General features: G+C 36.9%; 28 protein-coding genes. 14 read left to right on the forward strand and 14 right to left on the reverse strand.

Annotated elements, in window-relative coordinates; all coding sequences use genetic code 11:
* Positions 1–7 precede the first annotated feature (7 nt).
* Entirely contained in the window at positions 8–877 is an 870-nt protein-coding gene (locus B9T35_RS15835; RefSeq protein WP_086192063.1) for a patatin-like phospholipase family protein, read from the forward strand.
* A 33-nt stretch (positions 878–910) separates the two neighbouring features.
* On the opposite strand, the gene B9T35_RS15840 is transcribed toward B9T35_RS15835, so the two are convergent.
* From B9T35_RS15840 to B9T35_RS15860, 5 genes are all read right to left on the reverse strand, one after another.
* On the reverse strand, positions 911–1,585 hold the full coding sequence (locus B9T35_RS15840) for an HAD family hydrolase (protein ID WP_086192064.1): 675 nt from the start codon (positions 1,583–1,585) through the stop codon (positions 911–913).
* An 82-nt stretch (positions 1,586–1,667) separates the two neighbouring features.
* Entirely contained in the window at positions 1,668–2,039 is a 372-nt protein-coding gene (locus tag B9T35_RS15845) for a hypothetical protein (RefSeq protein WP_086192065.1), read from the reverse strand.
* The gene (locus B9T35_RS15850; protein ID WP_228147169.1) at positions 2,039–2,689 is read right to left on the reverse strand and encodes a hypothetical protein; all 651 of its coding nucleotides are present in this window, start codon (positions 2,687–2,689) and stop codon (positions 2,039–2,041) included. The genes B9T35_RS15845 and B9T35_RS15850 overlap by 1 nt, the downstream gene beginning before the upstream one ends.
* 186 nt (positions 2,690–2,875) lie before the next feature.
* On the reverse strand, positions 2,876–3,790 hold the full coding sequence (locus B9T35_RS15855; protein ID WP_086192066.1) for a pyridoxal-phosphate dependent enzyme: 915 nt from the start codon (positions 3,788–3,790) through the stop codon (positions 2,876–2,878).
* Positions 3,791–3,937: 147 nt separating this feature from the next.
* On the reverse strand, positions 3,938–4,360 hold the full coding sequence (locus B9T35_RS15860; RefSeq protein ID WP_086192067.1) for a GNAT family N-acetyltransferase: 423 nt from the start codon (positions 4,358–4,360) through the stop codon (positions 3,938–3,940).
* A gap of 298 nt (positions 4,361–4,658) precedes the next feature.
* Between B9T35_RS15860 and B9T35_RS15865 the strand changes: the two genes are divergently transcribed.
* Positions 4,659–5,336 carry a hypothetical protein gene (locus B9T35_RS15865; RefSeq protein ID WP_086192068.1) on the forward strand — a complete coding sequence of 226 codons (678 nt, stop codon included), beginning with the start codon at positions 4,659–4,661 and terminating at the stop codon, positions 5,334–5,336.
* Between the two features lie 85 nt (positions 5,337–5,421).
* On the opposite strand, the gene B9T35_RS15870 is transcribed toward B9T35_RS15865, so the two are convergent.
* On the reverse strand, positions 5,422–6,642 hold the full coding sequence (locus tag B9T35_RS15870) for a class I SAM-dependent methyltransferase (protein ID WP_086192069.1): 1,221 nt from the start codon (positions 6,640–6,642) through the stop codon (positions 5,422–5,424).
* Between the two features lie 102 nt (positions 6,643–6,744).
* On the opposite strand from B9T35_RS15870, the gene trhA reads away from it, so the two are divergent.
* Both trhA and B9T35_RS15880 read left to right on the forward strand, forming a co-directional pair.
* Positions 6,745–7,386, forward strand: coding sequence for a PAQR family membrane homeostasis protein TrhA (trhA, locus tag B9T35_RS15875; protein ID WP_139842047.1), 642 nt, complete (start codon positions 6,745–6,747; stop codon positions 7,384–7,386).
* 138 nt (positions 7,387–7,524) lie between these two features.
* Positions 7,525–8,835, forward strand: coding sequence for an MFS transporter (locus B9T35_RS15880; RefSeq protein ID WP_086192071.1), 1,311 nt, complete (start codon positions 7,525–7,527; stop codon positions 8,833–8,835).
* 177 nt (positions 8,836–9,012) lie between these two features.
* Here B9T35_RS15880 and B9T35_RS15885 read toward each other — a convergent pair whose 3' ends face one another.
* Positions 9,013–10,026: a metallophosphoesterase gene (locus B9T35_RS15885; RefSeq protein ID WP_086192072.1), complete on the reverse strand. Its 1,014-nt coding sequence runs from the start codon at positions 10,024–10,026 to the stop codon at positions 9,013–9,015.
* A gap of 153 nt (positions 10,027–10,179) precedes the next feature.
* Here B9T35_RS15885 and B9T35_RS15890 point away from each other — a divergent pair, with 153 nt between their 5' ends.
* Entirely contained in the window at positions 10,180–11,751 is a 1,572-nt protein-coding gene (locus tag B9T35_RS15890; RefSeq protein WP_416202456.1) for a phospholipase D family protein, read from the forward strand.
* Positions 11,752–11,858: 107 nt separating this feature from the next.
* On the opposite strand, the gene B9T35_RS15895 is transcribed toward B9T35_RS15890, so the two are convergent.
* Positions 11,859–12,680, reverse strand: coding sequence for a lysophospholipid acyltransferase family protein (locus B9T35_RS15895; RefSeq protein WP_086192074.1), 822 nt, complete (start codon positions 12,678–12,680; stop codon positions 11,859–11,861).
* A 471-nt stretch (positions 12,681–13,151) separates the two neighbouring features.
* Between B9T35_RS15895 and hflX the strand changes: the two genes are divergently transcribed.
* From hflX to B9T35_RS15925, 6 genes are all read left to right on the forward strand, one after another.
* A complete protein-coding gene (gene hflX / locus B9T35_RS15900) occupies positions 13,152–14,492 on the forward strand; it encodes a ribosome rescue GTPase HflX (protein WP_086192075.1) in 1,341 nt (446 codons plus the stop codon).
* A gap of 41 nt (positions 14,493–14,533) precedes the next feature.
* The gene (locus B9T35_RS15905) at positions 14,534–14,905 is read left to right on the forward strand and encodes a hypothetical protein (RefSeq protein ID WP_086192076.1); all 372 of its coding nucleotides are present in this window, start codon (positions 14,534–14,536) and stop codon (positions 14,903–14,905) included.
* A gap of 9 nt (positions 14,906–14,914) precedes the next feature.
* The gene (locus tag B9T35_RS15910; protein ID WP_086192077.1) at positions 14,915–15,583 is read left to right on the forward strand and encodes an LrgB family protein; all 669 of its coding nucleotides are present in this window, start codon (positions 14,915–14,917) and stop codon (positions 15,581–15,583) included.
* Between the two features lie 93 nt (positions 15,584–15,676).
* Positions 15,677–16,120, forward strand: coding sequence for a DUF2147 domain-containing protein (locus tag B9T35_RS15915; protein WP_086192078.1), 444 nt, complete (start codon positions 15,677–15,679; stop codon positions 16,118–16,120).
* Between the two features lie 223 nt (positions 16,121–16,343).
* On the forward strand, positions 16,344–16,793 hold the full coding sequence (locus B9T35_RS15920) for a DUF2147 domain-containing protein (RefSeq protein WP_086192079.1): 450 nt from the start codon (positions 16,344–16,346) through the stop codon (positions 16,791–16,793).
* 164 nt (positions 16,794–16,957) lie between these two features.
* Positions 16,958–17,407 carry a DUF2147 domain-containing protein gene (locus tag B9T35_RS15925; RefSeq protein ID WP_086192080.1) on the forward strand — a complete coding sequence of 150 codons (450 nt, stop codon included), beginning with the start codon at positions 16,958–16,960 and terminating at the stop codon, positions 17,405–17,407.
* Between the two features lie 99 nt (positions 17,408–17,506).
* Here B9T35_RS15925 and B9T35_RS15930 read toward each other — a convergent pair whose 3' ends face one another.
* The 5 genes from B9T35_RS15930 to B9T35_RS15950 all read right to left on the reverse strand — a co-directional run bounded on the left by B9T35_RS15930 (position 17,507) and on the right by B9T35_RS15950 (position 21,806).
* Positions 17,507–18,358 carry a hypothetical protein gene (locus B9T35_RS15930; protein ID WP_086192081.1) on the reverse strand — a complete coding sequence of 284 codons (852 nt, stop codon included), beginning with the start codon at positions 18,356–18,358 and terminating at the stop codon, positions 17,507–17,509.
* Between the two features lie 259 nt (positions 18,359–18,617).
* Positions 18,618–19,478 carry a symmetrical bis(5'-nucleosyl)-tetraphosphatase gene (locus B9T35_RS15935; protein ID WP_086192082.1) on the reverse strand — a complete coding sequence of 287 codons (861 nt, stop codon included), beginning with the start codon at positions 19,476–19,478 and terminating at the stop codon, positions 18,618–18,620.
* Positions 19,479–20,291, reverse strand: a complete 813-nt coding sequence (gene rsmA / locus B9T35_RS15940) for a 16S rRNA (adenine(1518)-N(6)/adenine(1519)-N(6))-dimethyltransferase RsmA (protein ID WP_086192083.1) — start codon at positions 20,289–20,291, stop codon at positions 19,479–19,481. It abuts the gene before it with no gap.
* 48 nt (positions 20,292–20,339) lie between these two features.
* The gene (gene pdxA, locus B9T35_RS15945) at positions 20,340–21,308 is read right to left on the reverse strand and encodes a 4-hydroxythreonine-4-phosphate dehydrogenase PdxA (protein WP_086192084.1); all 969 of its coding nucleotides are present in this window, start codon (positions 21,306–21,308) and stop codon (positions 20,340–20,342) included.
* A 54-nt stretch (positions 21,309–21,362) separates the two neighbouring features.
* Positions 21,363–21,806 (reverse strand): hypothetical protein, encoded by a 444-nt coding sequence (locus tag B9T35_RS15950; RefSeq protein WP_086192085.1) that lies wholly within the window; start codon positions 21,804–21,806, stop codon positions 21,363–21,365.
* A gap of 157 nt (positions 21,807–21,963) precedes the next feature.
* Here B9T35_RS15950 and rplM point away from each other — a divergent pair, with 157 nt between their 5' ends.
* Together rplM and rpsI are read left to right on the forward strand one after the other, a co-directional pair.
* Entirely contained in the window at positions 21,964–22,392 is a 429-nt protein-coding gene (rplM, locus tag B9T35_RS15955; RefSeq protein ID WP_086192086.1) for a 50S ribosomal protein L13, read from the forward strand.
* Positions 22,393–22,404: 12 nt separating this feature from the next.
* Positions 22,405–22,791 carry a 30S ribosomal protein S9 gene (gene rpsI / locus B9T35_RS15960; protein WP_086192087.1) on the forward strand — a complete coding sequence of 129 codons (387 nt, stop codon included), beginning with the start codon at positions 22,405–22,407 and terminating at the stop codon, positions 22,789–22,791.
* Between the two features lie 116 nt (positions 22,792–22,907).
* On the opposite strand, the gene B9T35_RS15965 is transcribed toward rpsI, so the two are convergent.
* Positions 22,908–23,354, reverse strand: coding sequence for a hypothetical protein (locus B9T35_RS15965; protein WP_416202455.1), 447 nt, complete (start codon positions 23,352–23,354; stop codon positions 22,908–22,910).
* A gap of 148 nt (positions 23,355–23,502) precedes the next feature.
* Between B9T35_RS15965 and B9T35_RS15970 the strand changes: the two genes are divergently transcribed.
* Complete coding sequence (locus tag B9T35_RS15970) at positions 23,503–24,153, forward strand: glutathione S-transferase N-terminal domain-containing protein (protein WP_086192088.1); 651 nt, start codon at positions 23,503–23,505, stop codon at positions 24,151–24,153.
* Positions 24,154–24,167 lie beyond the last annotated feature (14 nt).

Consider the following 24,167-nt stretch of genomic DNA (forward strand, 5'->3'; position numbering starts at 1 on the left):
TTAAATCATGACAACATCACTTAGTGCACTTGTTGTGGAAGGTGGTGGTATGCGTGGGGCTTTTACCTGCGGCGTACTTGATGCTTTCTTACAACAAAACTTTAATCCTTTTGACCTTTATGTTGGCGTTTCATCGGGTTCAACCAATGTCGCGAATTATTTAGCAGGTCAAATGGGTCGAAATATCGAGCTCTATTTAGATCACTCTCTTCGTCCTGAATTCATTCGCTATGGTCGCTTTTTAAAAGGCGGTGACTTATTGGATATGAAATGGATGTGGGACATTGTTGAACAAGAAAACCCACTCAATCAACAGGCTTTATTTGCACGAAACCCTGATTTCTACATGGTCTTGACGCATGCCCGTACAGGTTATGCTGAGTATTTACGCGCAGGTAAAGACACGATTATTGAAGGATTACGTGCTTCAAGTTCTATTCCTGTTTTAACCCGTAAAGCTGTCGAAATTATGGGTGAACCTTATTTTGATGGCGGCGTTGCTGATGCTTTGCCTGTGAAGTGGGCAGCACAACAATATGATGTTAAAAACTTATTGGTGATTCGTACACGTCATCATAACTACTTTAAAGCCAGCTCCAAAGTAGATGAGTTTTTAGCAAAACACGTTGTTCACCACAATTCAGGTTTTGCATCGAGTCTCAAAAATCGTTGTTCTCGTTATAATGATGCTGTGGATTTTGTTCGTCAAAATACCAATTTTGAATCACAGCAACGAATTCTAGAAGTTTGTCCACCTGATGATAAAAAACTGGCAGGTCGTTTATGTAAAGATAAGCGTAAATTGCAGTACACCTATCAAGTTGGTTTAGAAACAGGTGCTAAAGCAATCCAAGATTGGAAAAGAGAAATCGCCTAAGGCTGTTTCTCTTTCAACCTCATTTGGAACACCCTACAACTTTGAAATTATAGTTGTTAAATCACAAAAATGATGCAAATTAGCATCGGCTAGATTTGATTCAATATTTAAATCTGGATTGAAAAAAATAGTTTTCATTTCTACATTTTTAGCCCCTTGTATATCCGCAATTTCATTATCCCCAATAAATATACAATGCTCAGGCTTTGAATTCAGTTGCTGACAAGCAAGTTTAAAAATTTCAGGATCAGGCTTTCTAATATTCACGGCATCAGAAACCCAAATACATTTAAAAAATTTAGTCAACCCCAATGCATTAAAATTATTTTCTTGAAATGGTGTCTTACCATTTGAAATTAACCCTAATGTATAACCGCTTGTGTATAAATCTTTAATCGCTAATTCAACACCATCAAATGCAGTCGAAAATTTATTAAAATCTGTGATATAGCTATCTAGCAAAACATCAACCGATTGATTTAACTTAAACTCATTAATCAATTGTTGATAGACAATATCTTTCCAAACCGTACCATTACGATCTAACTCGATAAATCTTTGTTTAAAAATATCTTTGTTGTTCGATGAGACGAGATTAAAAAAATTAATCTGCCAATCTAAAAATTTAGCCAGCGATGTTGTGCGATCTAAAAGAGTTTGGTCTAAATCAAAAAGCACAGTCTTAATCAATGTTCTATTTTTTATCATCTTTATTCTCTAAATAAGCTTTCTTAATGACTTAGATATACATAAACTGATTAACTTTAAACTCTCAATATGATCTGTAATATTACTTAGGCAAGATCAAGGTATAACTTTGGCGATAACCTTGTTGAGGAAAAGCATCTTTCAGCATACTTTGAATTTTAATCATTTGCCCTTTTTTCAAACTTATCAATGGTGGCTGATCAATCTGAATATCAAGTGTTTTTCCTTTAAAACCATCACAGCCACTGTCTGCTCGACCATGTTTTTCTGCTTTTTGAATTTGTAATTTGACGCTTAACTTACTGGCCTCCCTTTCCCCTTCTGGTGAAGTGAACGACATCATCATGGTCGAGGTTGGTTTAAGTACGACTCCTGTTAATAAGCAACTATTTACATAAGATGCAAAAGTGAATGATGGGCAACAGAGTAATATTAAAGCCAATTGTCTTTTCATTATTCACCATCCTTTCCAAATAATGTCCATGATTTTTTAGGACAGATATAGGCTTGATCTGAATGTGTTACCAATTCATTCGATGCGAGATCATATATTTTAAAATGACATTGATTATTATCATAACTGCCTAAAACTTCATAAGCATGCCCAACTTTGGGGCTAAATGAAGCGACGATATTTTCACATTCCTGAATCACATCTGCCTGAGTTCGGGCTGAGTCTTTCGCACTCAAAACAACACCATGTAAGTTCACAGGTTGATTCGCAGCTACAGCAAGCTCTTTAAATGACACCAATAAATAGGTTTGAAATGTATTGGTTAAAACCTGCTTTTGAATAGCAGTTTTAGGCATTCCTAATGAATGATTAAAGCTCCATCGTGCATAGCTTTTAAAAGCATTCCAACCACCAATGCTGCTTGCATATGTTCGAATCCCCTTTTTCTTACCTGCGCAATCAAATGAATCTTGAATATAGATTTTCTTTCCATTTTGACCATAAATGCGTATTCGAGCTTGTGTCAAAGGATCATAAGCCGGCTGATCTTCAGCTTTAAGGCTCGCATCTTGGATTGAATCTGAAGCATTCACGATGAGAGGAGAAAATCCTAAAAATAAGATAAATCCTAAGCCTATTATTTTTTTCATTGCTTTAGGTCATTATAAAAGATGTCATGTTTAATTTAGCATGTGTCCTGAGCAGTGCAATTGACGAATGATCACAAAATGTAAATCTTGTGATCATCCTTAAAGATATTCAATAGCTGACTAAGGTTATATCAATCCGATTAAACTATTTTAGTATTCTTATATTTGAGTGCTTTTATAAAAGCATCAATCGAAGGTATAACCTTGTAATACATCTAAAGTCGTTCCTGAACCACCACATACAATCACAAGAACTTTATCTGTTGGCTTAAAGTGAACTTTTTGATCATAAGCAATAGAAAGTGATGCACCACAAGCAGGTTCAACTAAAATACGATGATCATCTAAAAAGTTTAAACACGCATTTACTGTATCTTGATCTGATACGACAACACTTTTCACATTCGCATGTTGAGAAACTTGAAATGCATTACTACACACTTTATTGGCTGCCAATGTAGTGGCAATACCTGTAGTTTTGTCCAAAGCAACATGTGCTTTTGCAAGCATAGATGCATGTAAAGAAGCTGTTCCATCGGTTTCAACGGCGTAAATTGGAACATCTTTTAATTGATGGCGTGCCAAACCTAAAGCAACACCTGAAAGTAAACTCCCACCACCGACAGATAAAACAACTGCATCAGGTTTTATACCCTTTTCAATCACTTCATCAATCATGATCGAAATGCCTTCCCATAACAGTGCATCATCAAAAGGATGAATAAACTGATCATGTTCTTGTAACATAGATAGCGCTAAATCATTGGCTTCAAACCACGAATCGCCATGCACAATAACGTCTGCACCTTGCTGAGCAATGAGTAGTTTCGCTCGTTCAGAAGTTGTTTTCGGCACCACAACAATGACAGGAACTTGTAGTTTTCGTCCTGTATAAGCAACAGCTAATCCTGCATTACCACCCGATGAACAAATAAAACGTTGAGCACCTTGCGCAATATGCTTTTGACATGCATGTGCAATCCCACGAAGTTTAAATGAGCCTGATGGTTGTAAAGCTTCCATTTTCAGCCAAACTTCAGAGCCTGTGATTTGACTCAACACTACAGATTCAATAAGTGGTGTTTTTATACTGATTTGCATATCTTAACTCTTTCTCTTATACAAAATTTTGATGATTATTCATCTAAATCATACATCATTTGATTCAATCGACTTCTTTGTCTAAAGCCTTTTATTTCTTTTTAGCGAAGAAAAATAAAGAAGTTCTTTATCTCTCTAAGATGCTTATTAAAGAGGCATTCGCATATCAATATGTGGAATACCACAATCTAAGTATTCATCCCCTTCAACATTAAAACCTAAACCTGCATAAAACGGAATTGCATGTACTTGAGAGGACAGCTTTAAAAATTCTCGATGCTCATTTTTAGCGAATTGAATGATTTCAAGCATCAGTAATCGCCCAATGCCTTGACCACGATATCCTTTTAAAACAGCAACGCGGCCAATACTATTATTTTGTAAAAGTCTAGCTGTTGCGATTGCGTGTCCTTGATCATCAACAACGAAATGCACTGCAATTGGATCTTGATCATCCCATTCATCTTTAGAAGAAATTTGTTGTTCTTGGATAAAAACAGACTCTCGAATTTTTCTTGCATCATGTTCGAGCACATCCCAAGAACCTGAACGAATTATAAATTGCGACATATTTCAAAATCCTTCCTAAAATGCATTTTAAGCTCTTCATCATAAATGATTTGAGTATTATTCAAATGATTGATGTTGCATTTTTACATGCAATAACAGTCAAAGGTCACATCATTCATATCAAAAAAACTGCTATCTAAATTCAATAAATATTCTTTCTCAGCCTCTCAATCCATCCTATTCAGCGAATAAATTTTTAAGTATTCCAAGATATGATCAAAGCATATCGTTAAAATTTAAAAAATATGTTAGCGTTATTTTAGAACAATATTCATCATTAATAAGACGTAGCACACCTATGAAATTAAAAACACTTTCACTCACCCTGCTCAGCACAGCATGTTTAGTGTCTTCAAATTTTGCTCATGCAGATCAAGTTGAAAAAAGTAGAGCTCAAAAAGTAGCTGAACTGACCATCCAATTGTTCTCTCAGCCTTCCAATGATTCAGGCATTAAATTTGCTGCAGCGATATCGGGAACGTCCGAAGCACAAATTAAAAAGAATGCTGAACAAAGTGGTCAACCCATCATGTCAGCCCCTGAAAGAATAAAGCAATTGATGGAGGAGCAATTTGGTGCTGAAGACATGAAAATTATCGGCCCTGTATTTGAACAACAACAGCAAGTACAAAATAAAATCATGTCAACCTGCAAACTAACAGACAAAGTCATTCAAGCCAATGAAGCCAGTTATGAATTTCCAATGGTGTGCCAAGTGCCAAAAATTGATTGGGATACAATTCAAAAGCCTGAAAATTTAAATGAAACTGAAAAAGCAAAAAGTCTTGCAACAGTCATTGCTTGGGGAACAAAAACAATTAAGGCAGCGCCAAGACAAAAATTTAACAGCAGTATTTTAATTCATAAACAAGGGCAGAATTTAGTACCTGAGTTGGATGATGAAAATTACTTTCCATCAAGTGTTGCCAAACAATTGTCAGACTCATCTGACTCTGAAGTGGATGCAGCTGAATAATAAAATAAGATGATCTATATTTTTATGCTTAGGCGAATAAAGCGGTTAAAAACCACTTTGTTCGCTGAAAGTTAGCATATTTAAACTAACACTTAGAACCAATTCCTTGTTGATCCCACTGATCATTCAAAAGTAACTCTAAAGAATGTTTTTGAATGGCATACATCTCTTTTAAAGCTTTGATCTGTTCTAGAACGGCTTGATCTGGCTGATCATAATCTTTACGCTTGGTTGCCAAAATCATTTTATTTTTACTGGTATGTTCGAGTGCGACAAATTCAAAAACTTTGGTTTCGTAACCATAGGCTTTTAATAATAAAGCACGAATCGTATCTGTCAGCATTTCAGCTTGTTGCCCTGCATGAATACCAAATTGCAACATCGGCTGTAAAACCGATGGGCTTTTCATTTGTGGACGCAACTCTTTATGGCAGCACGGCGCACACATAATCATGGATGCATTTAAACGAATACCCGTATGAATCGCAAAATCAGTTGCAACATCACACGCATGTAATGCAATCATCACATCTAAATGCTCAGGTTGGTACGTGCGAACATCGCCTTGAAAGAAATCCAACTGAGTGAATTCTGACTGTTGTGCAACATCCTGACAGAATTCTACCATTTTAGGATTTAACTCGACACCTGTGACAAATGGAGTCTGCTGTTGCTTCGCCAAATAATCATATAAAGCAAAAGTGAGATAGCCTTTGCCTGAACCAAAATCGACTACGCGCACAGTCTGATCTTTGATTTTAATTTGCTCTAGAGCACCTGCAAAAATTTCTACAAATTTATTAATTTGTTTCCACTTACGTGCCATGCTTGGAATAATCTGTGCTTTTGTATCCGTAATTCCGAGGGGCTGTAAAAAATAACTGTTTTGATCAACATAACGGTGCTTTTCCCGATCATGTGCTTGAGTAGGACGATCGCCTTGATGCTCTGATTTCACTTTACTATGTGTCAACATGGCTTTCTTTTTATTTTTTTTCAGCTGTATTTCTTCTGTGGTTGTGAATAAGTTTGCCTGTTTACAATCTTCAAGTAGCGTTTCAATCTGCGTCATGGCTTCCGCTAATGGATAGTTTTTTGTGACATCTTGTGTTTTATATTTATAGATGCAACTTAAAACTGTTTGCTCTTGTAATAAAACAATTTTAAAAATCATTTTTTCTAAATAAGTTAGTTCACCCTTATATTGACTGAGTATCAGACGGTCAAAGTTTTTTGTTTCAATCGCTTGCTGAACTGCTTGCAAAAATTGTTGTTCCTGAACTGAGGGAGAAACAGATTGAGACATAAACTAAAACTCGAATAAATAAACAATAGATTTTAAAACGTCTTACTTTAAAGGTAAAATTTCATTACTATACAAGTGTATTTTTAAGAAAATAAAATTCTGATGACTTCAAAGCTGATCCACACCTACGCGGCACAAGAAGAACGAATTAATGCACTGAGTCATGCATTTGGCGCTGTTTTGGCGTTGATTGCAACCATTTTAATGCTGATTAAAGGAAGTTACTTACCTTTCTGGCAATTCTTTGGGCTGTGTGTTTATGGATTGAGTATGATTCTGCTCTTTTCAAGCTCAGCAATTTATCACTTTGCTGTTGATGAAGAGAAGCGTCATTGGTATAAAAAACTCGATCATACGGCCATCTATTATTTAATTGCAGGCACTTACACCCCTTTTCTCGCCATTGCAATTCCAACACCAAAAGCACATTACCTGTTAATTGCACTCTGGGTCATCGCGCTAATTGGTACACTATTCAAGTTAGTATTCATTCATCGCTTTCAGAAAATTTCTCTTATTGCATATCTCACGATGGGATGGCTTGCTGTGCTTGTAATTGATGATATGCAACGTTTTCTAAAACCTGAATGTTTAAAACTTTTAGTTATTGGTGGCTTGGCCTACACCGTTGGGGCATTGTTTTATGCCTTAAAAAGAGTAAGATATACGCATGCCATTTGGCATTTTTTTGTATTGATAGGCGCTGGATTACAATTCTTAGCCATCTATCTTTACGTCATTTAATCCTAAAGATCTCAAATTTCAGTGACCCTGATCGAGTACATTTGGGTTAATCCCGTTGTTTTTTTAAAAAATTACGCCTTTTTTAAAAAAATTACGCTTTAAAAACTATTTTTATTTTTACAAAGTGTAAGGTCCTCCATGGCGTCATCATCTACTGCTCCAACTGAAGTTCAGACAAACTCAAAAGCACGCGTTCTTTTCGCAAGTCTTGTCGGAACAACAATCGAATTCTTTGATTTTTATATTTATGCAACTGCGGCGGTTCTCATTTTCCCGCATTTGTTTTTCCCTGCAAGTACAGATCCAACTACTGCTGTCATTCAATCTTTAGCGACTTTTGCAATTGCCTTTATTGCGCGTCCGATTGGTGCAGCATTATTCGGACATTTGGGCGATCGTATTGGTCGTAAAGCGACCCTTGTCGCAGCCTTACTGACGATGGGTATTTCAACTGTTTGTATCGGTCTACTTCCAACGTATCATCAAATTGGTTTAGCTGCTCCGCTCTTGCTTGCACTCTGCCGTTTGGGTCAAGGTTTAGGTCTTGGTGGCGAATGGAGTGGTGCTGTTCTTTTGGCAACTGAAAATGCGCCAGAAGGTAAACGTGCTTGGTATGGTATGTTCCCGCAATTGGGTGCGCCAATCGGCTTCATCCTTGCAACAGGTTCATTTCTAACCCTTGGTGCATTTATGTCTGAAGCAGACTTTATGCAATGGGGCTGGCGCATTCCATTTATTGCAAGTGCAATATTGGTGATTGTCGGTTTATGGATTCGTCTGCAATTGCATGAAACGCCTGCATTCCAAAAAGTTCTGAATAAGCAAAAAGAAGTGAACATTCCGTTTACAGAGGTTTTGACTAAACATACAGGTATGTTAGTTCTAGGTACAATTGCTGCTATCTGCACATTTGTTGTGTTCTACCTAACCACTGTTTTCGCTCTCAATTGGGGTACAACAAAACTCGGTTATTCACGTACTGAATTCTTAGAAATGCAATTGGTTGCAACATTATGCTTTGCTGCTTTCATTCCGCTTTCTGCCGTTTTTGCTGAGAAATTTGGTCGCAGAGCAACATCTATTGGTGTCTGCATAGGCTGTGCATTGTTCGGTTTAGTCTTCGCGAATATGCTGGAGTCTGGCAGTACAGTGATGGTTTTCCTTTTTCTTTGCACAGGTTTGGCATTGATGGGAATGACCTATGGTCCAATTGGTACTGTATTGTCTGAAATTTTCCCAACTTCAGTACGCTATACAGGTTCAGCTTTAACTTTTAACCTTGCAGGTATTTTTGGTGCTTCATTTGCGCCATTGATTGCAACGAAACTTGCAACAACCTATGGTTTATATGCAGTCGGTTATTACCTGACAGCAGCATCAATTTTATCACTTTTGGCATTCTTAGCTATTCGTGAAACGAAGAATGATGATGTAAACAATCAAATTTAATGAAGTATTCTTCATAAATTATGTATAAAAAAACCAGCATGCCCTTTGCTGGTTTTTTTATGCCCAAGAATAATCTTGTTGTATGAGGCTTCTAAAATTCGTAGTGATGAAAAGAACAATCAAAATTATTTAAACGCATATGGAACATCTAATCTTCTATTTTAAGATGATTTAATTTTAAGACAACTCAATCATATCAATGGTCGGTGGCACTCTAAAACGAAATGGTACGCCAACCATTCCCGTCCCAACACTCACAAAAACATCAGCATTTTCATGGTGATATAAACCCTTTTTATGCCCTAAAATTGAAACTTTCTTCATGACATAACTGGTCAACCAAGGCAATTCAACTTGCCCACCATGCGTATGTCCTGAGAGCATTAAAGGATGAGTCGGTAAATTGGGGACCATATCCACAGTATCAGGATTGTGAGACAGTATCAGCCACGGTTTATCTTGCGGTAAATCAGGCATATAACGCATATCTGTTTTACCTGCCCATAAATCCCCCACGCCTAACAAACGAAACTCATCAAATTCAACAATCTTGCCTTCAATATCCATCACATTGTTGGTTTCGAGTGCTTCAGCTAATAATGCTTGAATAGGCGGTCCAGGATATTGCTCATCATGGTTACCATTCACAGAATATACAGGTGCTTTAATTTCTTTGAGTATTGCTAACTCTTGTACCAACTTATTTTCAGGTTCATAGGTCCAATCTCCTGCAACAACTACACAATCTGGATTTTGTTGATTAATCTTTTTTACGATAGTTTTGAGTTGACGCTCATGCCCTGAAAATAAGCCGATGTGTAAATCTGCAATCAATGCGATACGAACAGGCGTTTTAAACGTTTGCTCATCTGGGCTTAATTTGTAATTTAATGTACGAACATGTACCGTATGTGGCTCTATAAACCGAGCATAAATCAGCAAGCTACTGAGCAAGAATAAGAACACACTTTGTTGTGTTGAGTAAGCCCCAACCCAGCCTGCATACGCACTAAAAAAGAATAATGGAAACAATAGATAAGAAAGATAAAATGCCAATAAATGAACAAAAGATTTGAATGGATGAATCGTTTCAGTTCTGGCTTGACTCATCCATGCTTGTGCAATTCCCCATATCGCCAGTACGATAAAGCTAATATAAAAGTACAAAATAATTGAATCAGTTGTCCACATATGAAATCTCAAGAGTGCATTGCACCCATCGCGTCTTTATTTATCTTTTCAGTAATGGCAATTATACTCTAGTACTGTAAATTCTTTGAAAGCATTATGGCACAAACAATCAATACACCTATTCAATTACAGCAATTGGATAACAAACGGAACTTGTCGGCTAAACACATATTCTTATTAAGTTCATGTTTGGTATTGGGTTTGCCTGCGTGTAGCACGTTGCCTAAACAAGGTATTATTACGCCCGAATATGCATATGATATTGATACGTCTGAAACAGATTTAGCCAAAATTATTACGCCTCTCAAAGCCCAAAATCCAGAGCTAACGGGTTATCACGTTCTTTATGATCCATTAGAAGCTATTGCCGCAAGAATACATCTAATTGATAAAGCAGAAAAAACCTTAGATTTACAATATTATATTTGGGATAATGACAAGATTGGATCTATTGCCCTGTATAAAATTATTCAAGCCGCAGATCGTGGCGTAAAAGTTCGCTTACTGATTGATGATAATAATGCGAAATCTATGGAAGCTGTTTATTTGGCTCTAGATCAACATGCTAATATTGAAGTTAAATTATTCAATCCATATCGCTTTAGACGAATCCGTCCAGTCGATATGGTCTTAGATTTAAAACGCATCAATCGTCGAATGCATAATAAAACTTTTACAGCAGACAACCAAATCGCATTGATTGGTGGTCGAAATATGAGTAACCAATATTATAATATTAGTGATAATTATCAATTTTCAGATGTTGATGTGATGTTGGTTGGACAAGCTGTTGATGATATTACTCACTCATTCGATGAATACTGGAACAATAACTACGCCTATCCAGTTGGTCGAATTGTTAATCCGCAACAATATACCTTACGTTATGAAAGTCTAAAAGAACAACTGACTCAACATTATGAAGAAGCCACAGTACAAAATTATTTAGACCTCACCAATCGATCGAACGATTTTGATAATTGGTTAAGTCATCATATTCAATTGGATTGGGTAAAAGCTGAAGTTGTAAAAGATTCACCAGATAAAATTAAAGACAAAGCTAAAAAAGAACAGCATCTCAACTTCCAGATGGTAAGACATTTAGAGAAACCACAGCACAATGTTGATTTGATTTCAGCTTATTTCGTTCCACAGAAAAAAGGTGAAATCAAACTGAGTGAATTGGCCAAAGAAGGTGTTGAAGTTCGTGTACTCACCAACTCATTCAAAGCCAATGATGTTGCACTTGTACATGCTTTTTATGCGAAATATCGTAAAGACTTACTTAAAGATGGCGTTCAACTGTATGAGTTCTTACCTGCCCTCCCTGATATAGATAATCCGACCAATAAGGAATTGGCGAAAAAGGCAAAAGTCAGCTTGAAAGGTCTGAGTCGTTCGAGCTTGCATGCCAAACTGATGGCTTTGGATGATAAACAAGTCTTTATTGGTTCGTTTAATTTTGACCCAAGGTCTGCAAATTTAAATACCGAAATTGGAGTGATTATTAATAGCCCACCCCTTGCCACAGCTGTTCATAAAACTATGGATGCCAATTTAAAAAATTATGCTTATAAATTGGTACTAACATCAGAACAGAAAATTAATTGGCAACGTGAAACACCAAAAGGTACTGTGACCTTGACCAAAGAACCTAAAATGAAATGGTGGCAAAAAGCAGGTGTGAAATTTATTTCATGGTTGCCGATTGAAGGCTTTATGTAATTTTGAATAGGCTTTATACAAGATACCTAATATTTAAAATTAGATCATAAAAAAGACCCAATCGGCTTTCACCTATAGGGTCTTTTCTATGATTTATCGATTAACGTTCAGCCTGTATTTTTTAATACTTCGTGTTGTAAATCTTCCAAACCTTTCTGCATTTCGAGTTGCACTTGTTTGGTCAATGTTTCAATGGTATGCCCTTCCACAGAAATTGCAGGAAGTGTTTTTAAATGTGCGGTCACTTTTGGCATTTCTAAAACAGCTTGTACATGCTCAGCAAAAGTCGTTTCACCAATAAAGGGAGCAACGGTATCTAAAAGTCCTTGTTTATTGACATAACAAATCAAGCAAATTTGTACGGGTTTTTGCGCTTCAATTGCCGCACCTAAAATACGCCCATGTACTTTCTTAACCTTGGTACCATCCGTTGTGGTTGCTTCAGGAAAAAATAATACAGGTACATCTTTTTTTAAGAATTCTGTGATTTGTTCACGGATTCGAACTGAATCACCTGAACCACGCTTAATAAATAAAGTTCCACCACCTTTGGCTAATTTACCAAAAATGGGCCAATTCTCTATTTCAGCTTTTCCAAGGAAAAATACTCGTGCACCAGAACCTAAAACTGCAATATCCAACCATGAAATATGGTTACTGACCCAAAGTGCAGGTTGTCTTGGCATATCACCATGCAAAGTTACATCTACGTTAAATACATCACATAAACGGCGACAGAAATACTGTACATAACGTGTATTTTTCGGATTATTAGGATCTTTATACAATTGGTAGCGATAAACCAAATAAAAACCTTCTGAAACAACAGTGATTCCTGTTGCTAATTTTTTACTATATAAAAAAAACTTAGCTAAACCACTGAGTTTAGATTTTGATTTAGACTTTGCTGTAGATTGTTTTTGAGTCATAGAAATTCACTAAAACAGAGACTTTTCATAAATTATATTTAAATGATATTCGGATTCTGGCATAAAGACTTGTCATTTCTTCTATTAGGAAAAAATAAAAAGAAGATGATGAATACCGATACAAGATGTCTATTGTATACAGATATACAAGAAGTTGCATTGATCATAAAAACCGAACAATAAGATAACTAAATCCTATTTTTCATCTTCATCACTTTTACATACTATGTGAATCTAAGTTCAAAATAAACCTGAGGCTTTCATATGCAGATGGCTAAATCGTTTAAACTTTTCAATCAATTTCAAAGTAAAGTTCGTATAAACAAGATTTTAGGTTATATCATTTTATATTGTGGTAGCTTAATTTTATTGTCTAAATTTTTTATTGCAATTCTTTAACCTGCATTTCTCACTCCAAGACAGATTTACATTAGAATGATGCTTAGAATAAATGAAAGAGTCTAAGTATCTGTGGAAGATTTTGAGCAACGCCAAGGTGGTGAACGCGCTGTTTTAGTCAGTGTATCTGTCAACATATTGGAAAATCTTGATGAAGAGGAGTTTCGCCTACTAGCAAAATCGGCAGGTGCTGAAATTCTTGAACATATTCATGCTCAACGCGTCAAACCTGATGCTAAATATTTTGTCGGCTCTGGTAAAGCAGAAGAAATTGCCGAACTCGTGCAAGCCTTAGAAGCAGATTTAGTAATCTTTGATCACGCACTCAGCCCTTCTCAAGAGCGAAATTTAGAAAGAGTTATTCAATGTCGAGTGATTGATCGTACACGCCTTATTTTGGATATTTTTGCCCAACGCGCACGTACCCATGAAGGTAAACTACAAGTTGAACTGGCGCAATTAGATCACTTATCCTCGCGCTTAGTGGGTAGTGGTATCAGTTTAGACAGCCAAAAAGGCGGGATTGGTTTACGTGGCCCTGGTGAAACACAACTCGAAACAGATCGTCGCTTACTTCGTATTCGTATTGGACAATTAAAAGATAAACTTGAAAAAGTTCGCCAAACTCGTATTCAAGGTCGTGCTGCTCGACAAAAAGCGGCTATTCCAACGGTATCCCTTGTAGGTTATACCAATGCTGGAAAATCCACGTTATTTAATATTTTAGCCAATTCTGATGTCTATGCGGCTGACCAACTGTTTGCAACCTTAGATCCAACTCTACGTCGCTTAAATTGGGATGGGATTGGTGCATTAGTCCTTGCGGATACTGTCGGATTTGTGCGTAATCTTGCACATGCTTTAGTGGAATCGTTTAAAGCAACCCTTGAGGAAACACTGGAAGCGACCTTACTCCTTCATGTAATCGACTCAAGCAGTCCTGATATGTTGGAACAAATAGAAGCAGTAGAAAAAGTATTGAAAGAAATTGGTGTCGATGTACCAATCTTGCGGGTATATAACAAGATTGACCAATCGGGTGAAGATGCCAAAATTATTTATGCCAAACCACATCTTCCTGATCGTGTCTATGTCTCTGCCCATTCAAAACAAGGCTTAGGACTCTTACGTCAGGCAGTTCAAGAATGTTTGATGGGACACATTCAAAGCTTTGATGTCGTGCTTAAACCTGAATATGGAAAATTACGCACACAGCTTTACGCTTTAAATGTGATTCAATCTGAAAGTTATGATGATGAAGGCAATTTGAATTTACGTGTCAATATTGCGCCTCATAAACTTGAACAGTTGATTAAACAAGCACATTTACCTATAGATGAAATCTTAGGGAAAAAAGCAAAAATATTTGAACGTAAACTCGAAGAGTTTGAAATTAAACCTGAGATCGGTTAAAACGTGATTATTAACGTTAAAAAAACCTAGATAGAATAGAAATGGATTATTTAAAGCAAATAGATTGGCAGGCATGGTTTTTCACACTGGCCCTGATTATTTTTTTCAGAGAAGGTTCCGTATGGCTGATGGCGCAATTCAATCATCCTGAATTGGGTAACCTCACTGGGCTACTCAGCTTATTGTTCATTCTTATTCTATGGCGGAAAATTCATAAAATTCCATCTCGTCTTGTGGATACCAATAATAAACTCATGAAAGAAAGCGGTTTTGCTTTTCTTCCAGTCTGTGCAGGCTCTTTAATCATGCTGGTCAGTATGGGCAAAGAAATTCCACTCTTTTTAATGGTGATGTTTGCGAGCACACTGATTCCACTTTGGATTTACGCCAAAATGGCAAAGAAATGGTTATAGGAGATTATCATGTTTAGTATTCTTATTGGTTTCCTACTGACCTTAATTGCATATCTCGCAGCAAAACCTGTCAATAAAAAATTCCCACAAGTCCCACTACTTGTGATTGCGATGTTTTTTGTGATTGGTTTATTGTTTCTATTCAAAATTCCTTATGAACAATACAATTCACAAATGAGTAGTATTTTCAGTCATCTATTGGGTTATGCCACAGTTGCTTTGGCGATTCCCTTAGCATCAATGCGTTATGATGATTTACCGCTTAAATCTATTGTTGGCATCTTGGTCTTTGCCAGTATTAGCGCAGTTGCATTACCCATGAGTCTTGCTTATTTACTACATATGTCTGAGCCAACCATTATGGCTTTTGCAACACGTGCGGTAACAACGCCGATTGCCATTAACATTGCGACCTTATTGCACTCACCAGTCACGCTTGTCATTCTGATCGTGATTTTATCTGGTGTGATTGGGGCAGCATTTTCATCGATTATTTTACGTAATATTAACGATGAACGTGCATCTGGGCTTGCTTTGGGCTTAGCTGCTCATGCGATTGGTACTGCTCAAGCATGGCAACGTGGAGCTGTTGCTGGACGTTATGCTGCCTTTGGCATGGCAGTGAATGCAGTCTTTACTGCAATATGGTTGCCAACTTTTATACTATTCATTAAGTAAATGTGATTTATTTCACTTTTCACATGATTGCATTGAGTAATTATTCATCTTAATATAAATCTTACTTCAGGCACTCGAGCTAGGGACGAAAGCATGGGACGAAATAAGTTTATATTTGCAGCATTATTTTCTACTTTTTGCACAGGAGCTTTCGCTCAAGATATTTCTGGAACGTGGAAAAATATTGATGATAAAACAGGTGCTTCTAAAGCTTTGATTGAAATTCGTAAAGAAGCGAATGGCACCTATACTGGAAAAATCATTAAAGTGACACCACGCCCAGGATATACACCGAAAGAAGTCTGTATAGATTGTCCTGCACCTTATACCAATAAGCCTATTTTAGGGATGGATGTGCTTAAGGGTTTAACCTTCGTGCAAAATGATGAATATACGGGTGGCAAAATTATCGATCCTCTAACGGGTAAAATTTACTCTATGAAAGCCAAGCTCAGTGCAAGTGGTAAACGACTCACCATGCGCGGTTATGTCGGTATTTCTGCTTTAGGTCGTAGCCAAACGTGGATTCGTGACTAAATAAGAATTCATGGATGAATTCTTAAACAAGGCAATCCAATCAGTAAAAATCTAAAATGGTGCTTACTCAACTGTGTAAGCTCATTTTCATCATTAAATAAACAATTTACGATAAAGCTTCAAATAATTAAAACATCCAATCATACCCATGACTAAAAATATTCAGCTCATCAATAAGCAGTCAGGATGAGTGATTCATTAAGAAAATGAAAAAGGTAGCAATATGAAAAATAAAATCAAACTCATTTATACCTGTTTACTATTCAGTTTAGGCACTGCAATACATGCGCAAGATATTTCGGGCTTATGGCAAAGTGTCGATGACAAAACAGGTGCACCCAAAGGTCAAGTCGAATTAAAAAGAGATAAAAATGGAGTCTATACGGGCACCATTGTTAAAGTGACACCGCGTATGGGCTACCACCCTAAAGAAATTTGCTCTGACTGCCCTGCTCCATATACCAACAAACCGATTATTGGGATACAAGCCATTACAGGGCTTAAACATGTGGAAGGAAATGACTATGCCGATGGGAAAATCCTAGATCCCAATAGCGGTAAAATTTATAGCTTAAAGGCAAAATTAAGCACAAATGGTAAACGTCTACAGCTTCGTGGTTATATCGGAATTGCGATGCTGGGGCGTAGCCAAACTTGGATTCGCATTGAATAATTTTATGATATAAATAATCAACTTAACGCTAAAAAAATGATTATTTTATACCTTTAATCTGGTATAAAATGAGAAAAGGAATGTGAATTATATCGCTATAATTATCCGTGTATGAATATAAATGGATTTTCATACAGCACATTGAATACACGATTAGGACTATTATGAAACGTTTTAGAATTTTTATTGGGGCAATGGCTTTATCCGTCGTAAGTAGTATGCTTTATGCGCAAGACATTACAGGAACATGGCGTTATATTGATGATAAAACAGGCGAACCCAAAGGACTGGTTAAAATTGAACAACAGCCTGATGGTAGCTTCGCAGGGAAAGTTTTAAGAATCACACCTCGCCCAGGTTATACACCAAAAGAGATTTGTACAGGATGCCCTGCTCCATATACCAATAAACAAATTCTAGGTATGCAGGTTATTACTGGACTAAAAACTGAAGATCAAACGAGTTATACTGATGGCAGAATTTTAGATCCTGTGGCTGGAAAAATTTATCGTCTAAAAGGTAAACTTAGTCCAAATGGTAAAAAGTTATATTTCCGTGGTTATGTTGGTGTATCGGCAATGGGTCGCAGCCAAACATGGTTACGCGTGGAATAAAGATTTGTCTTTGGGTATATTCTAATTAAAACAATGCGTGAATACTAACAGCACGAATACATAAAGATTCGGTCAGTATTCATCGCATTTAAAATGATTTTATTCAGACTGAATCAAATGGTTTAACCCTGCTATAGTCATTTTCATTCCCTTTTCCGCAGGAATAGCTTGGGCAAAATTCGTCTGTAAAGAGCTTGCAAAATTACCCGAATACATCTTCATACCTTGATGGGTTAGGTTCGATAAAGCATCAATATAAATTTTCTCCCCCATGCCTTCCCATAAACGACAAAAACCATAATCCTCGGATAAATAGCGCTTGGTTTTAGGATCAACCATCACATCAAAAAAGCGATAATGTAAGCCTTTATCTTCAATACCTACGGAATCAGGAACATATTGTAGTTCAGGATAATGTTGCATAATACGTTCAAAAACATTGCGCTTAATCACCATAAAGCCCGTGGGTGCTTCACTCATTTCAATAAAGCCATCTTCTTGAATCACAATATCCAGAGATTCTTGCCCTTCACTTTTCCGAGCATTCACCGTATATCTTTGAAAATTTGCTAAAAATTGCTCATAAGTCATCTCTTGTGGTAAGCCCTGAGTCGGCCAATCTTCCCGTTTCAAAGGATAGACACCTGCTGCAATATCATAATCTGACTGCAATAAACGCAAAGCTGCCTCAGGCGTAAAACCTATATCAGAATCTACCCAAAATAAGTGTGTCCAATCTTTATTTTCAAGAAAATTTGCAACACAATTATTTCGTGCACGTGTAATTAAACTTTCGCCTTGCATCAATAAATACTGAACAGGCATACCCAATTGCATTGCCGTATTTTGAAAATTTAATAATGAATTAACATAATTAAAAAAGAACTTGCCATCGTGGCTAGGGGTTACGATCAGTGGGTAAATCGTTTTTAATTGTTCTAGTGTTAGCATGCTTATTTTGTCCAATGCTGTATAACGTGATGATCATCGTTCTAATGATTTTATACTTGATAAAATATCAACTTTAATGCTCTTTCGCCTCCTTTTTTATTTATATTTACATGAAATTAATCACAAAAAAGCCATCTTTTAGATGGCTTTTTTAAAGGTCAGACTTTATAAGTATCTTGCATAAAGATGAATATCCTCTTTATTTTTCCAACTCAGGATAAGAAACACTGTTTCACAAGAGGAGGCTTTATCCAAAATTTTAATAAACAGGATTATCAACTTTGAAAGAAACTTGATCTTCCAAACGATAAGCAATCAATTGATGTCCCCAAACACAGCCACCATCAACATTTTGAATACGCGGTGTAATGGTTTTCCCCTGCAATGCTGCCCAATGTCCAAAAATGATTTGATGCGTTTCTGCCGTCTTAGATGGATATTCAAACCAAGGTTGAAAACCTACTGGCATTGGCTCGTCTAAAGCATCTTTGAAGCTAAACTCAAGACGACCTTTAGCATCTGTTAAGCGCATACGGGTTAAATAGTTGGTAATCACGCGTAAACGAATATTTCCTTCTAAATCATCTGCCCACACATCAGGTTCAGCACCATACATCTCTTTTAGAAAAGCATCTACTACTTCAAAATCATCTTTCGCTAAAACTGCTTCGACTTCTTGGGCAAAAGATGCAACTTGCTCAGCAGTCCAAATAGATGGAATACCTGCATGTGTCAAAATCGTGTGTTCATTTGGAAAAAGGCATAATGGTTGCTTACGTAACCAGTCAATCAGCTCATCACTATCAATCGCATCAATCACATCTTGCGTATTGTCTTTCTCTTTGGTCTTTTTAATGCCACGTGCGCATGCAAGCAAATTAAGGTCATGATTTCCCAAAATGGTTGCAGCAACATCACGATCTACAAGTTTCTTAATGAAACGTAATGCACCAATTGAATTTTCACCACGTGCAACCAAATCACCAGCAAACCAAATAAAATCTTGATCAGGATCAAATTTAATTTCTTTCAATAATGCTTTCAGTGCTTCAAAACAACCTTGTACATCACCAATCACATAGTTATAACGAATATTCGTGCGAATGTTTTCACGTGCCATTTAAGCCACCATTTGATCCGACAAAGCAACAAACTGAGCAAGCGTTAAAGTTTCAGGACGAGCCATTGGATCGATACCTGTATTCTCAAAACCATCTTCAGCCAACATACCTTTTAAGCTGTTTCGTAAAGTCTTACGGCGTTGTGTAAATACATGTGAAACCAAACGCGCCAAGGCTTTTTCATTTTTAGCAACAATTGGCTTATCTGCATAAGGTTCTAAACGAAACACAGCTGAAGTCACTTTTGGGGGTGGATTAAATGATCCTGGTGGAACTTCAAATAGATAAGTTGGCTTACAAAAGTATTGAATCATCACAGACAAACGGCCATATTCTTTGGTATTTGGTGATGCTGTAATACGATCAACCACTTCTTTTTGTAGCATAAAATGCATATCTTTTACTTTTCCACCGAACTGTAAAAGATGAAAAAGCAAAGGTGTAGAAATATTATAAGGCAAGTTACCCACAACACGTAAAGGGCGACCTTCTTCAAACAATGTGGTGTAATCAAACTTTAAAGCATCGGCTTCAATAATCGTTAAGCGTTCAGGGTGCGGAACTCGACCCGGTAAACCTGCCGCCAAATCACGGTCAAGTTCAATCACAGTTAATGCATCACACTCACCAATTAAAGGCGATGTTAATGCGGCTAAACCGGGACCAATTTCTACAATATTTTCGCCTGTACGTGGACTTACTGATCGCACAATTTTTGCAATCACACGTTGGTCATGTAAAAAGTTTTGACCAAATCGTTTCCGAGCCTGATGCCCTTCTTGTTTCGGGTTAAGGGCATTAATCTGATACATAAAACATTTCCAACGTGACGTAATAATTAAGACGATTCACTAATAAAATCAGTGATGTGCTAAATCCAGTGCTAAATCTACAGCAACATGCAAACTTGAACTTTTAGCAAGTCCAGTACCTGCAAGGGAGAGTGCTGTGCCATGATCGACGGATGTGCGAATAAAGGGTAAACCCAAAGTAATATTAATGGCTTCACCGAATCCCTGAGATTTTAACACAGGTAAGCCTTGATCGTGATACATCGCCAAAACAGCATCTGCATCTTTTAAATGATCTGGGGTAAATAAAGTATCAGCAGGCATGCTCAGACTTATGTGAACATCTTGTGTACGATAAGTTTCAAGTACAGGATTAATCACATCAATTTCTTCTCGCCCTAAATAACCATCTTCACCAGCATGCGGATTTAATCCACAAACCAAAATATTAGGCTGTTCAATTTTAAATTTTGTTTTTAAATCATGAAGCAGAATATCAATGACTTGATATAAGCGTTCTTTGGTAATTGCATCTGGGACATCTCTTAACGCTAAGTGAGTCGTTACCAATGCAACTCTTAAAGTTTTGGTTGCAAGCATCATCACCACACGGTCTACACCTGCAAACTCTTGGTAATATTCGGTATGCCCACTGAAATGAATCCCTGCATCATTAATAATCGATTTTTGCACAGGCGCTGTTGCAACCCCCACACTTTTGCCCTGCATGGCATATTCTGCTGAACGGCGTAATTGCTCTAAAACATAAGCTGAGTTGGCTTTATTAAGGCAACCATCTTCCACTTTTTCAGATACTGCAATATGTTCGAAGTATAGTGAACCGTGTGGAGCTGACTGTTCTTGTCCATTAAATTCAATAAATTTGATACATTTATTTAAAAGATTTGCTCGCTGTTTCAGTACCTCAATATCAGCCAAAACGACGACTGGTCGCTCATCTACACGTTCCGCCAGACTTAAACAAATATCAGGTCCAATACCTGCAGGTTCGCCACTCGTGACATATAGAGGGAGCATATCCACCCCTTTAACGTAATTATTAAATTATATTATATACTTTAATCCGCAACTTCATTTCCAATTCAATTTAAATTTAGTTGTGAGAAATCCTAAATGATGACCTAATTCTGATAAACAAATGATTAGAAGGCTGATCACACATGCAATGACAAGCCCTTTCCAAATTTTTTTATTGGCTATTTTATAGTTTTCATCGTTCATAACCATGAAAATGATCCCACCTATACTGTATATAGCAAAAGGGAATAAAGCGACGTGGGCATAAATAGAGAACAATAGAATGATGCCTAGACCTGAGAACCCATAATAGCCACAACTGAGTGCGAAAATCACAATATAAGCGGTAATAAATGTAATCAAAAATCCTGAAAAAAACTTACTCACTTTTGATATTTTTCCAGAATCATTTTTATTATTATTTTGAGTTTCTCGATTGGGTATCTCATTCATATTTTTAGCGATTCGTATTTTTGAATATTTTATAGTAACTTTCATTGATTTAAAACTTTTAAATACTCACGAATTCATCTAGAATACAGCGCTTGAAATTCTATATTTTCATTGTGATTCTGCTGTTTTTCAGGTAGAATTCGGTCTCCTTTTGTTTGGACAGATTTCACCGTCCAAACCAACTATAATAGGTAGTGGTTTAATGAAAACTCTCAGCGCTAAGCCTGCTGAAGTTCAACATGACTGGTATGTTGTTGATGCTTCTGGCAAAACTTTAGGTCGCCTTGCGACTGAAATCGCTCGTCGTTTACGCGGTAAGCACAAAACTTCTTACACTCCTCACGTTGACACTGGCGATTATATCGTTGTTATTAACGCTGAAGAAATTACTGTAACTGGTAAGAAAGCTCAAGACAAAAAGTATTATCGCCATACTGGTTTCCCTGGTGGTATCCGTGAGACTAACTTCGAGAAGTTAATTGCTCACAAACCTGAATCAGTTTTAGAAAAAGCTGTGAAAGGTATGTTACCAAAAGGTCCTCTTGGTTATGCAATGATCAAAAAAATGAAAGTGTACGCTGGTACTGAGCATCCACACGCAGCTCAACAGCCACAAGTTTTGGACATCTAAGGGATACAGCACATGGCTACTAATTATGGTACAGGTCGCCGTAAGACCGCAACTGCACGTGTTTTCTTATCAGCTGGTACAGGTAAACTCGTAATTAACAACCGTTCTATTGAACAATATTTCGGTCGTGAAACTGCTCGTATGGTTGTTCGTCAACCGCTTGAGCTTTTAGACGTTACTGAAAAGTTTGACCTTTACATCACTGTTTCTGGTGGTGGTATTGGTGGTCAAGCGGGCGCAATTCGTCACGGTATTACTCGTGCATTGATCGCTTCTGACGAAACTTTAAAACCTGCTCTTCGTCAAGCTGGTTTCGTTACTCGTGATGCTCGTGAAGTTGAACGTAAGAAACTTGGTTTACGTAAAGCTCGTAAACGTCCTCAGTTCTCTAAACGTTAATTCGTTTACCGAATCGGACAAAAAACCTCGGCATTTGCCGAGGTTTTTTTATAGGTTAATATTTTGCTTTAAAAAACAGAAAATAATATAAATCATATAATCATTCATATTTAAGATTATTTTTTCTTTGAACAATCCATCGTTGCTTCTCCTACTCCATCAGCACTTTCATACTCTGTAATGGTACAACCATTTTCTTGGTAGCTTCTCGATTTTTTTGAAAATACATGATCTTTGGGAATAGGTGCATCACACGGCTGATCTGTTTTTTCATCGACCATTTTTACAGGACCATTATTGTAAATAGTGACCTTGCAGCCCTTTACAGTATATTCTTTCTGTATGCCACCATAAAGCTGTTCATCAGAAAAATCTGAAGCAACATCGCAAGTTTTATCTGCTCGACAAGCCTCAATGGCTGCCACCTGTGCTTCTACAGTATTCGCAGCCTCATCAAGACTGATACTTGCCACATCAACACTTGAATTGACTTGTGTTTTAGATGAACATGCCACACAAAATATAGAGCATATTGATATCATTAATATTTTATTTTTATACATCTATTGATTCCTTCTATCTGCTTTCACATCCAAAATTTTTAAATTTTTTCGACCTACATATACTTATCATAATCGAACCAAAAGTATCCGTGATTTTAATGTCTAATTTTAGTATCCTATCCTATTCACTCTGCTTAGTTTTTGGGTTATGACAGTCGAAAATGCTCCGCTTCAAGGAATTACGCTTTATAGCCATGCAGATGACTTCCGATCCCACTGGATTCGATTATTGCTTGCCGAAAAGCAAATTAAACATCATCTCATTATTGTAGAAGATGGGGATGAAGATTTAGCCAGTTTAAATCCTTACAACCAATTGCCCATGCTGATTGAAAATGAACTGAAACTTTTTCATACTGCTATTATTTCTGAATATATTGATGATCGATATCGTCAGAATAAACTCTATGCAGATGCGCCTGCACCACGTGCTGAACAACGTCAATATATTTGGCGCTTAGAGCAAGATTGGCTTAAGTTGGCAGATGTGATGTTATGCCATCCTGATACCTTAAATCCGCAAGAAAAGAAAAAAGCACAAAAACAATTGAAGGATACGCTGATTTCACTCACACCACTCTTTCAACATTACCCATACTTTATGTCTGAAAGTTTTACAATTTTAGATTGCATGTTAGCGCCCATTTTTATACGGTTAAATGCGATGGGAATTGATCTCCCTGCAAAACAATGCCGTCCACTTTTGCTATATTGCCAACGTGTTTTTAATCGACCCGCTTTCTTGAAGTCCATGACTGTTCAAGAAAAAAGTCGATATAGTGCCTTTTTAATGAATTAATGTTAGCAAATCAA

The organism is Acinetobacter sp. ANC 3832 (genome assembly GCF_002135415.1).
In the GTDB taxonomy this organism is placed as follows: Bacteria; Pseudomonadota; Gammaproteobacteria; order Pseudomonadales; family Moraxellaceae; genus Acinetobacter.